The 13471-nt window shown below is 54.3% G+C and carries 13 protein-coding genes; 6 read left to right on the forward strand and 7 right to left on the reverse strand.

All coding sequences use genetic code 11. The annotated features are described in order from the left end of the window. Window positions 1-40 precede the first annotated feature (40 nt). The 4 genes from DG177_RS09660 to DG177_RS09675 all read left to right on the forward strand — a co-directional run bounded on the left by DG177_RS09660 (window position 41) and on the right by DG177_RS09675 (window position 3220). The gene (locus DG177_RS09660) at window positions 41-496 is read left to right on the forward strand and encodes a GNAT family N-acetyltransferase (protein WP_108811280.1); all 456 of its coding nucleotides are present in this window, start codon (window positions 41-43) and stop codon (window positions 494-496) included. 141 nt (window positions 497-637) lie between these two features. Beyond that, window positions 638-1132, forward strand: coding sequence for a hypothetical protein (locus tag DG177_RS09665; RefSeq protein WP_108811281.1), 495 nt, complete (start codon window positions 638-640; stop codon window positions 1130-1132). A 154-nt stretch (window positions 1133-1286) separates the two neighbouring features. After that, entirely contained in the window at window positions 1287-2084 is a 798-nt protein-coding gene (locus DG177_RS09670) for a tryptophan 2,3-dioxygenase family protein (RefSeq protein WP_108811282.1), read from the forward strand. After that, complete coding sequence (locus tag DG177_RS09675) at window positions 2081-3220, forward strand: kynureninase/PvdN C-terminal domain-containing protein (protein WP_337658701.1); 1140 nt, start codon at window positions 2081-2083, stop codon at window positions 3218-3220. The genes DG177_RS09670 and DG177_RS09675 overlap by 4 nt, the downstream gene beginning before the upstream one ends. Before the next feature lie 43 nt (window positions 3221-3263). On the opposite strand, the gene DG177_RS09680 is transcribed toward DG177_RS09675, so the two are convergent. Next, window positions 3264-3647, reverse strand: a complete 384-nt coding sequence (locus DG177_RS09680) for a MerR family transcriptional regulator (protein ID WP_108811284.1) — start codon at window positions 3645-3647, stop codon at window positions 3264-3266. A 21-nt stretch (window positions 3648-3668) separates the two neighbouring features. Further along, complete coding sequence (locus tag DG177_RS09685) at window positions 3669-3968, reverse strand: integration host factor subunit alpha (RefSeq protein WP_108811285.1); 300 nt, start codon at window positions 3966-3968, stop codon at window positions 3669-3671. Window positions 3969-4104: 136 nt separating this feature from the next. On the opposite strand from DG177_RS09685, the gene DG177_RS09690 reads away from it, so the two are divergent. Further along, window positions 4105-4902, forward strand: coding sequence for a thioesterase family protein (locus DG177_RS09690; protein ID WP_337658702.1), 798 nt, complete (start codon window positions 4105-4107; stop codon window positions 4900-4902). 22 nt (window positions 4903-4924) lie between these two features. On the opposite strand, the gene DG177_RS09695 is transcribed toward DG177_RS09690, so the two are convergent. The 3 genes from DG177_RS09695 to DG177_RS09705 are packed head-to-tail and all read right to left on the reverse strand — an operon-like array spanning window position 4925 to window position 11060. Then, window positions 4925-8170 carry an efflux RND transporter permease subunit gene (locus tag DG177_RS09695; RefSeq protein ID WP_108811287.1) on the reverse strand — a complete coding sequence of 1082 codons (3246 nt, stop codon included), beginning with the start codon at window positions 8168-8170 and terminating at the stop codon, window positions 4925-4927. Beyond that, window positions 8167-9546: an HlyD family efflux transporter periplasmic adaptor subunit gene (locus DG177_RS09700; RefSeq protein ID WP_108811288.1), complete on the reverse strand. Its 1380-nt coding sequence runs from the start codon at window positions 9544-9546 to the stop codon at window positions 8167-8169. Before DG177_RS09700 ends, DG177_RS09695 begins: the two co-directional genes overlap by 4 nt. Then, complete coding sequence (locus DG177_RS09705; RefSeq protein ID WP_443216415.1) at window positions 9546-11060, reverse strand: efflux transporter outer membrane subunit; 1515 nt, start codon at window positions 11058-11060, stop codon at window positions 9546-9548. Before DG177_RS09705 ends, DG177_RS09700 begins: the two co-directional genes overlap by 1 nt. A gap of 120 nt (window positions 11061-11180) precedes the next feature. Between DG177_RS09705 and DG177_RS09710 the strand changes: the two genes are divergently transcribed. After that, entirely contained in the window at window positions 11181-11822 is a 642-nt protein-coding gene (locus DG177_RS09710) for a TetR/AcrR family transcriptional regulator (protein WP_337658704.1), read from the forward strand. A 32-nt stretch (window positions 11823-11854) separates the two neighbouring features. On the opposite strand, the gene DG177_RS09715 is transcribed toward DG177_RS09710, so the two are convergent. Beyond that, the gene (locus tag DG177_RS09715) at window positions 11855-12550 is read right to left on the reverse strand and encodes an endonuclease/exonuclease/phosphatase family protein (protein ID WP_108811290.1); all 696 of its coding nucleotides are present in this window, start codon (window positions 12548-12550) and stop codon (window positions 11855-11857) included. A gap of 109 nt (window positions 12551-12659) precedes the next feature. Beyond that, the gene (locus tag DG177_RS09720; RefSeq protein ID WP_108811291.1) at window positions 12660-13430 is read right to left on the reverse strand and encodes a VOC family protein; all 771 of its coding nucleotides are present in this window, start codon (window positions 13428-13430) and stop codon (window positions 12660-12662) included. Window positions 13431-13471 lie beyond the last annotated feature (41 nt).

Genomic DNA, 13471 nt, shown 5'->3' on the forward strand with positions numbered 1-13471 from the left:
AAGACAGACATTCGTTTTCAGGTCTGATATACATTTTGGCATGACCCTGATTCTTCGTTCATTAGGCTCGACTGAGTTATCGGCAGCTTCAGAATTATGCCTCCGGTCCAAAGCCTATTGGGGTTACGACGAGGCATTCATGGCCTCGTGCCGAGAAGAACTCACGCTAACAGAAGCAGACCTAACTGACGACAAGGTCATTGCGGCTGAGGATCGGAGCGGTTTGGCGGGCATTGCACAGGTTTCGAATGGCCCGACCGGATGCTATCTGGAAAAACTTTTTATCGATACTGATCGGATTGGCCAAGGGATAGGAAAGCAACTGTACGACTGGTCGCTGGCCACAGCCCGCGATTTGGGAGCCAAGATATTGATCGTGGAGGCAGACCCAGATGCCGCCCCATTTTACGAACGGATGGGATGCAAGAGAGACGGACAAGCTGAATCTGGTTCCGTACCGGATAGGATCCTACCGCGATACGTGCACATATTGTGAGTCACGATTCGAAATCAAAACGACTAGCTCCAAAATCGGTTTCAGCTTGATCCAATTTATCAAAGCCCGCTTGCTCACTCGCCCTTGGGGGACGGGCTTGTCGGAGGTTGACCAAAATGGAACAGATACTATTCTCCGAGCATGCGATTGCTGAAAACTGCTATTTTGCTTTTGGGATTCTGGGCGCTTCCAGCACATGCTGACGACCGGGTCGTACCACTGGAAGTTGTTCAACAGCTATATGCAGAACCAGAAGCCGGCGATGATAATGCAGAAATTGTCGATATCCCAATGCCGATGTCTGCGGAACTGGGAGACCTTTTGTCAGACGATCAAGCTCGCGGTTCGATCAATGGCACCGGAATCGGACATCTGGATTTTGATTGGATGGTCAATGGCCAGGACGCCAAGATAACCAATTTGCAAATCAAAAGAGTCGCTGTAACGGCCCTTTCCCCGGACGATCCGAAAAGGGAAATCATCGTTGCTCAGTTTGACAATTTCGATGACCCAACACGAATATCCTACTTTTGGAAATATGATGCGGATCGCGGGTGGTTGATTGAAGATGTCACAGGATGGAGCCAGGACGGCCTTGTTTGGACATTGTCATTGCTTTTGAAATATGGGCAGTAGCAATATATTTTCGATCGACCGTTCGTGAATAGGCAAATGTCCGGCCTTCGAGGCTGCGCGAGTTTCTGAAACTTTCAGGCCGAGCAAACAGATTGCGGTCCGACAACGAAATCGAATCCCTTCCCTTTGTACTCCACCAGGGTTAAGTTTCGATATGACCCAACAGAATGACGTAACCTACGCGCGCTATCTTAGCCTGGATACGCTCCTTTCAGCGCAACATCCTCAGTCTGATCTGGACGATGAAATGTTGTTCATCATCATCCATCAGACCAAAGAGCTTTGGCTGAAACAGATTATTCGTGAATTGCATCTGGCGATTGCGCAAATTTCCGGTGATGCGTTGGTGCCCGCTTACAAGGCGCTGGCTCGGGTTAGCCGGATACAGGCTGTCATGACCCTCAGCTGGGACGTGCTGTCCACGATGACGCCAAGCGACTACAGCCGGTTTCGCCATGTCCTGGGAAGCAGTTCGGGCTTTCAGTCCGATCAGTTCAGAACGGTCGAATATCTGCTTGGTCTGAAGGATAAGGCATTCCTGAAATATCAGGAGGATCGGCCAGATGCACAAGCCGCAATGCAATCCGCACTGGAGGGCCCCAGCCTGTGGGACCATGCGATTGCGGCGCTGGCCAGAGCCGGTTTTGCCATTCCGGAAGAGTTGCTTGACCGCGATTTCAGCAAATCCCACATCCCGTCCGCCGATGTTGAAGCAGCCTTTCTCGAGGTTTATCGCGATCCGGAACGCTATTGGGAGCTTTATCAGCTTGGCGAAAAGCTGGTTGATCTCGATGATGCCATGGCCACCTGGCGGCACAAGCATGTGCTGACGGTTGAACGGATTATCGGCGGAAAAATGGGAACAGGTGGTACCGCCGGCGTTTCTTACCTCCAGTCCACTTTGCCCAAACGTGCCTTTCCCGAACTCTGGTCCCTGCGCACGGCATTGTGAGCTGGAAACATCTTTTTTCCAAAGCGCTGTCGGCCGATCCCGACCGGCTTCACTTCGCGGCACATAGTCATCATCTTTGGCCCGATGCTAGTTTTGAAGGTCATATGAAGGCCTGCGAAGATGCCATGCATCTCGCGGATCACAAATGGGACAAGATAATGGGTCCAGTCTGGGCCGAAGCGCAGAGACATGTTGCATCCGAACTCAAGCTTCCCGACGCGCAGACCGTTGCCTTTGCGCCGAATACCCATGATTTTCTTGTCCGGATAGTCTCGGCCATTCCAACCCGTCCGGTTCGTGTTCTGACCACCGATGGTGAATTTCACAGCTTTCGCCGGCAGATGGAACGTTGGGCAGAGGATGGAACAGTGGTCGTTGATGCTGTTGCTGCCGATAGCCTGATCGATAAGGCCCAATCCGGCAGCTATGACCTGATATTCGCAAGCCATGTGCTATTCAATTCCGGAAAAGTCATAAGCGCCCTTGATCGACTCGCCGCGCTTTCGCGGCCCGAAGGCCCCTGGACAGTCATCGACGGCTATCATGGCTTCATGGCTCTGGATACCGATCTCTCAGACGTTGCGGATCGATTGTTCTACATGGCTGGAGGTTATAAATATGCGATGGCCGGTGAGGGTGTCTGCTTCTTGCACGCACCGCCAGGATTTGCGCCACGACCGACGGTGACCGGATGGTATGCAGCTTTCGAAGATCTCGCATTGTCGCCCGGGAAAGTGGGTTACGCACCCGACGGACGGCGGTTTCTTGGTAGCACTTTTGATCCATCGGGGCTTTATCGCTTCAATGCCGTACAGGCGATGCTTGCGGAAGCTGGTCTGACGACTGATAAGATTTCAGACCATATCGCTGAACTTCAGCGTCACTTTCTGAACGATAGCCCTTTATCCGGGATGCGTTTGCTCAACCCGATAGATGGGAATCCGCACGCGCGGTTTCTGGCCTTCCAAAGTGCAAATGCTGCCAGGCTACATCAGGCGCTTGCCGAAAGGAAAGTGGTTACAGATGTACGCGGCGATGTATTGCGGATCGGTTTTGGACTCTATCATGACATCGAAGATGTTGATCGGCTGAGCGAAATATTGCGGGGATCGCAATGCACACGACTTTCGGCCTGAAGCTGGCCTTTTTTGTTCGATGAGACCCTAGCGATCGAGTCTGTTACGCTTGGCTTAGTGCACTCGACAACCGATCACGGATCGTCTTCAGTTCCTTCAGCATCAAGCCGGTATCTTCACTGGCCTTTGCTGCCATTGGTATCGCAGCAGCAGTGACTTTCTCAGTCGCGGGAGCCGTTGGTTTATTCTTGCGAGACGTCAAAAACTTGCGCGCACCTTTGATCGTATAGCCCTCTTCATTGAGCAGGCGATTGATGGTCTTGACCATCTCGACATCTTCAGGACGGTAATGGCGCCGCGAACCGGCACGCTTCAACGGTTGGAGCATTCCGAATTGGTCTTCCCAATAGCGCAGGATATGCGGCTTGATGTTAAGCTCTTTGGAAAGCTCTCCTATTGTCCGGAATGCGCCACTGTCTTTGGTCATACTCTTACTCGACCTTTCAGATTACCCGGCCGCAATGATACGGTCGCGCATCGTCTGGCTGGCACGGAAGGTCAAAACCCGCCGCGGTGCAATCGGAACTTCAACGCCGGTTTTCGGGTTGCGACCGGTCCGCTCGCCCTTGTCACGCAAAACGAAGGTCCCAAAACCCGAGATTTTCACATTTTCACCATCAATCAAGGCCTTGATCATGTGATCGAGAATGGATTCCACCATCACGGCGCTATCGGCGCGAGATAGGCCAACTTGGCGATTCATCGTGTCAGAAAGATCGGCCCGGGTGAGAGTGCTGCTGTAACTCATATGAAATATCTCCTAGTAAGAGATTGAAAATCCTTCCCTTCCTATAGTCCAAGTTGCGAAATATGTAAATCGCGGCTGCAATCTATTAGTGGATTTCGTTCATTTCTCGCGATAAGCCGCAATGATGACCGATCAGATGACCAAAAATGCCGACAAAACGGTAACCTTAGCCGAACTACTCAACCAATGCGGGAAGGGAGGAGAGGCCAATCCGATCACCTTACCAGAGGGCTGGACCCAGGGCCGGACAGCCTTTGGCGGCGTGTCAACGGCACTCGCTTATCATGCGGCCAGTCATATCGAAGATAGCTTGCCAGGGCTGCGTTCGGCACAGATCGCTTTTACCGGACCATTATTTGGCGCGCTTACCGCCGAAACAAAAATGCTCCGCCGCGGTCGTAGCACGGCCTTTGTCCAGTCGGAATTATTCGGTGACAAGGGGCTTGGACTGCACTGCAATTTCATTTTTGCAAGCGAACGGGAAACTGCAATCCAGAGCCATGACATGACGCCTCCAGACTTCCCGCCTCTGCCCAACGAAGAAGAACTGCACAGCGGCCCGCCGCAATTTTTCACGTCAAAAATGGAATTTGTCGGCAAGCGGATCGACACCAGCATCAAAACCAATCGCCTGACCCGTTGGATGCGGCTCAAAGACCGGGAATATCTTGATCCGGTTGCAGAGATATTGTGCATGGGTGATAGCCTGCCTCCTTCGATAATGGGCCTGCTCGACAAGAACGCCATGGTCAGCTCGATGAACTGGCAAATCAATATTATCGCAGATCATCCGGCGACTACCGATGGCTGGTGGCTGATCGACTCCCAGACTCATCATGCCGACCATGGCGCCAGTAGCCAGTTCATGAGTATCTGGAACAGCGATCAGCAATTGATTGCAACCGGAATGCAAAGCGTCGCCTATTACGCCTGAAGCCAGACGTTTCTAACCTGATTCAGGCCGTCGCTGGGGTTTCTCGGCGCGCCGCCCACCATCTTTTCACGCGCTGTTTACCGCGAAACTCCAGAACCGCCAGCGCGGGGATCAGCAATTGCAGTATCACCGTTCCGAACAATACACCAAAGCCAAGGCTTGCCGCCATAGGCACTAGAAATTGAGCCTGCAGACTGGTTTCGAAGGTAATCGGAGCGACGCCCAGAAACGTGGTCAAGGATGTGAGCATGATCGGCCGAAACCGTGATTTTGCACCCTTCATGATCGCGTCTTCAATTGGCATACCATCTCGGAGATTCTCGTTGATAAAATCAATCATGACCAGCGATCCGTTGATGATGACGCCGGCCAAAGCCGTAATCCCGAATACACTCAGAATAACCAGCTGAATATCGAGCAACATATGGCCGATCAGCGCACCTATTATGCCGAATGGGATCACTGCCATAATGATAAGAGGCTGAAGATAGGAACGGAAGGGGATTGCCAATAATGCGTAGATCGCCAGAAATGAGAAGGTCAAGGCGGGGAAAAACGCGTCAAACGACTCCGCTTGCTCTTCCTGTTCACCGCCCATTGTGTAAAGCAATTGCGGATAATCCGCCTGCAGGCGCGGCATGATGTCATTGTTGAGCGCATTAGCAATTTCCTCACCGGTGACGACTTCATCATCGAGATCGGCCGTTACCGTTGTCACCCGGCGGCCATCGGTTCGGCGGATAATCGAAGGAGCCTGGCCGAACGACACCTCTGCCAGAGTGCCCAAAGCCACTTCGCCGCCCGGAACACGCACTCGGAAACGTTCGACATCAGCGACGGAATTGCGCTCTGCTTCCGGCAAGCGGATATAGACCCGCACATCTTCACGCCCGCGCTGCACACGCAGCGCTTCGCTTCCAAAAAAGGCGGCACGGACTTGCGAGGCGACATCCTGCAGCGTGACGCCAAGGGTCCGGGCTTCCGGTTTGAGACGCAGCTGAATTTCCTGCAGTCCTGCGTCCTGGTCCGTCTCAATGTCAAACAGTCCGGCAAAACGGTTGAGCTCAACCATCAGTTTATCGGCAGCGGCTTCAACAATAGCGGGGTCAGGGTCGGACAACTGAACATTGACTGGCGCGCCGACCGAGATCAGTTCTGATGCAAACACGAGTGAACGCGCTTCGACTATAAGCCCGACCTCTTCGCGCCATGCATTTTCGAATGCCTTCGCTTCGAGATCGCGCTGGTCCCCGGGGATGAAGCTGAACTGCACGCTGGCGAGGCTGGATGACGTATTTCCGCCATTGGGTTCCGGGCCACCGCTGGGCGCTGCCTGACCGATTCTCGTAAATATCCCACGCAATGGCGACTCTTCATCTTCGGGCCGTCCCGATTGATAGTCAGCGAAGGCTTTGCGTCCACCTTCTTCGATCAGCAACGCGATTTTTTCCGTTTGCTCAATTGTTGAGCCTGCGGGCATTTCCAGGCTCGCCGTCACGACATCGGCCTCGACCGAAGGAAAGAAACCGACCTTGATAATACCGGCAGGGATTAACGAGCCAAAGACGATTAACAGAGCCACTGCGCCGGCAAGAATGACAAATGGCATGCGGATAGCGAAGTGCAGCGCGCGATCTAACGGACCATCGACAAACGCCTGGTAATATTCATTCACCTTACCCTGCACACGCTCGAAAAAGAGGGTGATTGGATTGGTATGCGGTGCACCAGGCGGCGGCAGATGACTGAGATGATTTGGCAGAATCAATAGGGATTCGATCAAGGACAAGATCAAAACGCACACAACAACCAGCGGGATATCTGCAATCAGCTTGCCGATTACGCCGCCAACGGCAAATATCGATGAAAAGGCTGCAATCGTCGTCAGAACCGCAAAAATAACCGGCATCGTAACGCGGCGCGCTCCGGAAACCGATGCACCGAGCCCAGTGCGCCCGCTCTCCCGCTGGGCATAGACGTTCTCGCCCACAACAATGGCGTCATCAACCACCAGTCCTAGCGCGAGAATGAACCCGAAAAGCGAAAACATGTTGATACTGGATCCTGCCAGATCGAGCAGGAAAATCGCTCCGACAAAGGTCACACCGATCCCGACCGCCGTCCATGCCGCAAGACGAATATCGAGAAACAGGGTAAGAGCCAGCAAGACGAGGACGAGGCCGATGGCAGCGTTTTTCAGCAGCAGGCTCAACCGGTCGTCCAGCAACTCGGAATCATCACTCCAGATGGCATAGGATACGCCTTCCGGAAGGGTCGACTTGAAATCTTCTTCGAGATAGAGGCGCACCGCTTCCGCGACATCCAGCACGCGTTCGTCGCTGGTCCGGAAGACTTCGACAAAGGCTACCGGTTTGCCATTATACAGGGAGATCAGATCCGAATCCTCAAATCCGTCTTTGACATCCGCCACCTGACCCAGCCGGATCAGCGCGCCATCTTGGTTGCTGACCAGCACAATATCTTCGAAATTCTGCTGATCATAATTCTGACCGATGGTGCGGACACGTACTTCTTCATTGTCGGTGTCAATAGAGCCTGCCGGACTATCAAGGCTACTCGCCGCGACGGTTCGCGAAATATCATTGAGCGACAGACCCAAGGCCTGAAGCGTGTTTTGCGGGACTTCTATAGATAACTCATAATCGCGGATCGAGCTCGTATCGACGAAAGACACTTCATCCAGCGCTGCCAGCGAGTCTTCCAACCGGTAAGCGACTTCCTTTAAAGCGTTTTCCGACACATCGCCGAAAATGGCAATCCGGACCACGCTCTGCCGCGTTGTCAGCTCTCTCACATCCGGCTCTTCCGCTTCGTCGGGGAAGGTCTGGATCTGGTCAATTTCCGCTTTGACATCATCCAGTGCCCGATCAATATCGGTACCCAGTTCCAGTTGCACGGAAACGGAACCCGATCCTTCATTGGCGCTCGCCGTCACTTTCTTGACGCCATCGACCGCTTCCACGGCTTCCTCGATTTTCTGGACAATCGACTCTTCGACTTCATCCGGTGTCGCGCCCGGATAGGCGACGCTTACCTGTACTGTGTCGAGGCTGTTTTCAGGAAAGACTTCCTGCACAATCGTGCCGAAAGACGCGATGCCGGCAATCAAAAAGAACAGCATCAGAAGATTGGCGGCGACGCCGTTGCGGGCCATGAAGGCGACAACACCGCGCTGCTCCATCACCGCTTTGCTCGGTATCTCCGGTCCCGATGGGGGCGTTCCGGATGGATCGGCCGGTACGTTCATGGCGCTTTATCCGCCTTGGCCTTTTTGGTCACCTTGGCCTTTTTGGGGGCCGGCTTGGCATTCGCCGCCGCTTCTTTTCTCGCTTCGGCAACCCGGACGCGCTGACCATTTGTCGGTGTTTTCAGAGCGCTCAAGATCACCACTGGTTTTGCGCCGAGACCGGCGGTGGAAACAAGCGCTTGGGTGTCCGTTCGCTGAATGATATCGACGTTTACGATGCGCAATTTGCCTTCCCGTACGAGCCATATCTGATTGCCGGGTCTCAGCGCCGCCAGTGGCACGACCGCATATTGATCGAGCGCCCGTCCGGTGATTTCCGCGTCAACGAAGCTACCAACAAATAGCGGGGGCGCTCCCGATGCGCCGGCTGATTTCTGACCCTCTTTCTGAACCGCTGCTGGCGCTGCTCCGCGCAAGGGGTTGGGAATACGCAGGAACACATCAATCGTCCGGGTCTGCGGATTGAGCACACTATTGGCGCGATCAACAAAGGCCTGCCAGCGATAGCGTGTCCCGCCATAGTTGGAAAAAACCGAGGCCTCGATACGAGTGCTGCCTGGTCGCCAGAGCGCCGGTATCAAGGCGGCTTCGCTTTCCGACAGAGGGATGACCGCTTCAAAATCGGCGGTGCCAACCATCGAACCGAGCGACTGACCGGGTGCCACATAGCTGCCCACCGCAATATCCTCAGACCGTACCACACCGGAAAAAGGTGCCCGGACGGTGGTTCGCTTCAATGCGGTTTGCGCATCAGCCAACTGTGCCTTGGCACGCCTCAGCCCGGCCCGCGCAGATTGCAATTGTGGCTCGCGTGTCGCCAAACCGTTGGTCGGTGCTGCGCTCCTCGCTTGGCCATTGGTCCCCTGACTCTTCGCCAGTTCGGCCGGTGGCAAAATCCGTGCCGCATAGTCGCTATCATCGACACTGGCATAGGCGCTGCTGCTTGCTCCGCGTTGCTGAAAGCGTTCAAGCTCGGCCTTGGCCAGAGCCACTTCCTCACGTGCTTCCATGAGCGCAACATTTTGCGAAGCGACATCAGCCTGCGCAGTTTGTACAGCGTTACGATAGTCCGATGTATCAATGCGAAACAGGGTTGCGCCGCGGCTGACTCTTTGGCCTTCTCTAAGGCCGGGATTAACATAGACGAGCTTACCGGCAACTTCGGCGGAGAGAGTCAGTTCTTCGCGCGCACGGACAGTACCAGATCCCTGAACCATTAAATTGCCGGAGCGAATTTCCAACGGCGCCGCCTGCACCAGCGGAATATTTTCTTCCTCCGGTTTTTCAGCTGGCTCGGGTCGCAAAAAGATCAAAAGTGCCGCAATTGCAATAGCTGCAAGCAAGATCAGTCCGCCGATAACACGTTGACGGTGCACTATTTGTCTCCTTCAGTTTCTGACGTGCTGACGACGGAATTTTCACCATCAACGGCAGGTATAGTCGGCACTTTTTCGTTCCAGCCGCCACCAAGCGCCCGGTGCACTGCCAATCGTGCTAGGGCGACGTCTCGGGCCGCCGAAGATAGCGCCGATTGCACCTGATATTGCGCCCGCAAGGCATCAAGATAGTCGACATAACTGCCGACACCGGTTGCAAAACGCCGCGATTGCAATTCGGCGGCAGCCGTCGCTTCGTCGAGTTGCGAGAAAAGAAAGCGATAGCGCTGTCGTTCTTCCTCATAGCGTTCAATCGCCGCACCAACTTCCTGATAGGCGGTGAGAACGGTACGAGCATAGACCGCCGCTTGTTGTGAATATTGCGCATCGGCAACATCGATATTGGCTCTGATTCTGCCCCCTTGGAACAACGGAGCAGTCAAATTGGCACCAAGGTTGAACACCCATTTATCGAATATATCCAACAGGCCCGACGGACTGCCCGCCTGCGTTCCCGTGCCAGCGGAAAGGCTGATCGATGGAAAGCGCTCGGCTTTGCGGGCGCCGAGATTGAATCGTCTGGCTTCCAACCGCTGGCCTTCGGCATATATATCCGGTCGCTGTGCCAGCAGATTAATTGGTAAGCCGGAAGGAATGGAGGTAAATATCAACTGTGGTGAAAGTTTCTTTGCGAGAAATTCGTCCATATTGCCGGAATAGCGGCCAACCAGCACCGCTAATTGTCCTTCGGTTGCCGTCAGCTGGCTCTCGCGCTGCGGCAATCCGGCCTGTATATTTCGGAAATCCTGCCGCACTTGATAGAGTTCGAATGACGACGCCAAACCGCGACGATAGCGATTTTCGGTCTGTTCGACCCGGTCACCCAGCACATCGATGATCTTGGTGGTCAAAGCGATCTGATCACGGGCATCCACAATATCGAAATAGCTGGTGATCGTCTCCGCCATCACCGCGAGACGCGCGGCCTGCAAATCTGCGGCGGCGGCAACCGCATCCGCTCGCGCTGCCCGGGCATCATCGCGCAACCGGCCCCAAAGATCGACTTCATAGGAAAAGCCCAGACCGGAAGTGTAGCTTTCCACCTGGAAACGCGACCCGCCGCCGCCAGCGCCAAAGCCCGTTCCAGCGGTTGGTGTATCCGAATAGCTGCTACCCAGATCGGCGTTGATCTGAGGGAATAGACCGCTTTTGGAAACGCGGGCCTGGGCTTCTGCCGCGCGCAATCGTGCCGCCGCCTCGGCCAGATCAAGATTTTCCGCCAGCGCTTCGTCCAGCAGTGCATTGAGAACCGGATCCTGAAAAGAGGTCCACCATTGCGCCGGTTCATAAGCGCCATTCGCATCGGTCTTGCTATATTGCTGGGGAACGCCTGCGGCAATTTCCGGCGCCTGTGATTCGGGCGCCATGCTCGCGCAGCCACTCAACAGCATCGCAACTGCACTTGAGGACAATGTTATTCTGAAAAGACTTCTGGTCACAATTGGGGGCACCATTACAACGACCTGGACTCTACCAAGCGCTGCTAAACTGCCACCGAAGAAAATGAACGTCAACGTTTTATTTGTACGATAGCGTTCAATTTGATAGAGTAGAGTCCTTATCAGGGGATTGCCGTGACAAATACGGAAAAGAATCAGACACATGCGCTTACCGATAGACCGGCGAGCCAGCGCAAAATTGCCGAAATACTGGCAGCGGCGCGTGTGGAATTTTTCGCCAACGGTTTCTCCGCCGCCACAATCGAAGCGATAGCGGCGCGCGCGCAGGTCTCCAAAGTCACGGTTTACAGCTGGTTCAAAGACAAGGAAAATCTGTTTGTACAAGTCGTTCGCACGGAATCTGCCCAGATGCGCGAAAATTTCGTGCCGGAGAATCTCGCAGAGAAAGGCCTGCGCGAGATTCTCTTGCATGCCGCGCGCGGCATGCTCGACTTTCTGATGCGGGAAGACAGGGTTCGGATGGAACGCATATTGGCTGCGGAAGTGACACGTGATCCGGCGATCGGCCAGATGTTTCTGGAAAACGGGCCGCTCAGAATGGCCGAAGGCCTTAAAGCACTCCTGCGCGCTTCGGTTGAAAAGGGTGAAATTCAAAGTGATGATTTGGAAGCGTCAGCAGAGATGTTTGCCGGGTTGGTGATGGGCCGCATGGATTTACTCCTGCGCTATGGGCATAAAATCAAGATGACCGCTGCGGACAAGGAAAAACGCGCCAAACGCGCGGTTGATGCCTGGATGCTAGTCCATCAACCGTAATTGCCACGGTGATCCTGGGAACATCGCAAAGACTAAGCCGCCTGCATGTACGCCCAAACCGGCAAATGGTCCGAAGCTTTGCGCGCCGCTGCACTGTCATGCACGCCGCTGTCGGTTGATTCCAAGCGATCACAATGCATGATCCGGTCAAGCTTTGCGATCGGTCCGCGAGAATGGAAACTACGGCCGCATTCGACCAGATTATAACTGCGGCCGAAGTCGTTCAGACAACCGCGTGCAGCGCTCCATTCATTCAGATCACCCATTAATATGGTTGATCGATCCAGACCATAATGTTTCGCCAGTTTAATGATCGCAGCAGCCTGACGACGGCGCCAGAGGCCGGACAAATCCAGATGCATGCCAAAGATCGAGAGATCAAAGCCGCCTATTTCGATCTGCGCCATCACCGCACCGCGCGGCTCAAGATAAGGGATATGCAAAATGTCATGGGCCACTATGCGGGCCGACTTGTGCGCCAATATCGCATTGCCATGCCAGCCCATTGAATCCGTCTGCACATCCAGCGGGATAGCGCGGTAATCGCTATATTGTTCGAGTAGCAAGGATGGAATGGCTGCGGCCCGCGCACCAAAGCGGCGGTCCGCTTCCTGCAAGGTGACGATATCTGCATCCAGCTCATTGAGCACGTCAATGGTCCGTCCCGGATTACGCCGCCGGTCGGTGCCTATGGCCTTGTGGATATTATAACTGGCAACCTTTAGCATCGAAGAGTCTGCAATAATCCTGCGCCGAGTCCGTTTAGTTAAGCTGCAATCAGATTACGACCAAGCGCAGATCATGCAAACATAATCTGGCCCAAAAGAGTCCAACTGGTCAGCTCTCGGTTTTCAGCAACGCAAACAGCGCGCCAGTCGGATCGCGCAACAAAGCAAACCGGCCAAAGCCTGATTTGGTCTGCGGTGCCATGACTATCTGTGCACCCAGCGATCCTGCTTTCTCAACCGACGCATCAACATTCGCGGTGGTCATATAGGGCACCCATTGCGCCTTTATATCCAAAGCCTCCGGAATCACCGATGCGCCCGTCACTAGTTGGTCATCAGGCGCTGTGAAATTGACGCTATGGCTCATATCTTCTGCCTCCGTCTCTGTGGGAGACCATGGAAAGAGACCTTCATAAAATTGCTTTACGCCTTGGATATCCGGCGCAAGCAGATTGTCCCAAGTGAATAGCCCGGTTGGTGCAGGATAGTCGTGGCTGGCGACAAATGGGCAGATTAGTGCACCTTGCGGATCGCGAATAACTGCGCTTCGTCCCACACCAGGAATATCAAAGGCTGTTCTTTCGATCGTTCCGCCCAGTTTTTCGCAGCGTTTCGCAGCATCATCGACATTGTCAACGGCAACAAAGGCCAGCCAATGGGATTGCTGATCCGGTTCGATCGCGATGAATCCACCATGCGCTTCGCCATGATCGAGAATGAGCGGATAATCGGCCTCACCGGATTTCCAGACAAATTTCTCGGCATGTTCCACTTCATAGGTCCATCCCAGTAATTCCGCATAAAATTTGCGCGCCGCGCCGACATTGGTGGTCAGCAGGTCATGCCACACAACCTGACCAGTGGTTGATGGTTGCACCATGGCTTGCTCCTTTCTCAATGCCTCATGCCCCACGCAAGACA

Origin of the sequence: Sphingorhabdus sp. Alg231-15 (genome assembly GCF_900149705.1) — a bacterium.
Taxonomy (GTDB): Bacteria; Pseudomonadota; Alphaproteobacteria; order Sphingomonadales; family Sphingomonadaceae; genus Parasphingorhabdus.

Coding starts and splice junctions, on each gene's coding strand:
- DG177_RS09660 (WP_108811280.1), top strand. CDS start 41: ATGACCCTGATTCTTCGTTCATTAGGCTCGACTGAGTTATCGGCAGCT.
- DG177_RS09665 (WP_108811281.1), top strand. CDS start 638: ATGCGATTGCTGAAAACTGCTATTTTGCTTTTGGGATTCTGGGCGCTT.
- DG177_RS09670 (WP_108811282.1), top strand. CDS start 1,287: ATGACCCAACAGAATGACGTAACCTACGCGCGCTATCTTAGCCTGGAT.
- DG177_RS09680 (WP_108811284.1), bottom strand. CDS start 3,647: ATGACCAAAGACAGTGGCGCATTCCGGACAATAGGAGAGCTTTCCAAA.
- DG177_RS09685 (WP_108811285.1), bottom strand. CDS start 3,968: ATGAGTTACAGCAGCACTCTCACCCGGGCCGATCTTTCTGACACGATG.
- DG177_RS09690 (WP_337658702.1), top strand. CDS start 4,105: ATGACCAAAAATGCCGACAAAACGGTAACCTTAGCCGAACTACTCAAC.
- DG177_RS09695 (WP_108811287.1), bottom strand. CDS start 8,170: ATGAACGTACCGGCCGATCCATCCGGAACGCCCCCATCGGGACCGGAG.
- DG177_RS09705 (WP_443216415.1), bottom strand. CDS start 11,060: ATGGTGCCCCCAATTGTGACCAGAAGTCTTTTCAGAATAACATTGTCC.
- DG177_RS09715 (WP_108811290.1), bottom strand. CDS start 12,550: ATGCTAAAGGTTGCCAGTTATAATATCCACAAGGCCATAGGCACCGAC.
- DG177_RS09720 (WP_108811291.1), bottom strand. CDS start 13,430: ATGGTGCAACCATCAACCACTGGTCAGGTTGTGTGGCATGACCTGCTG.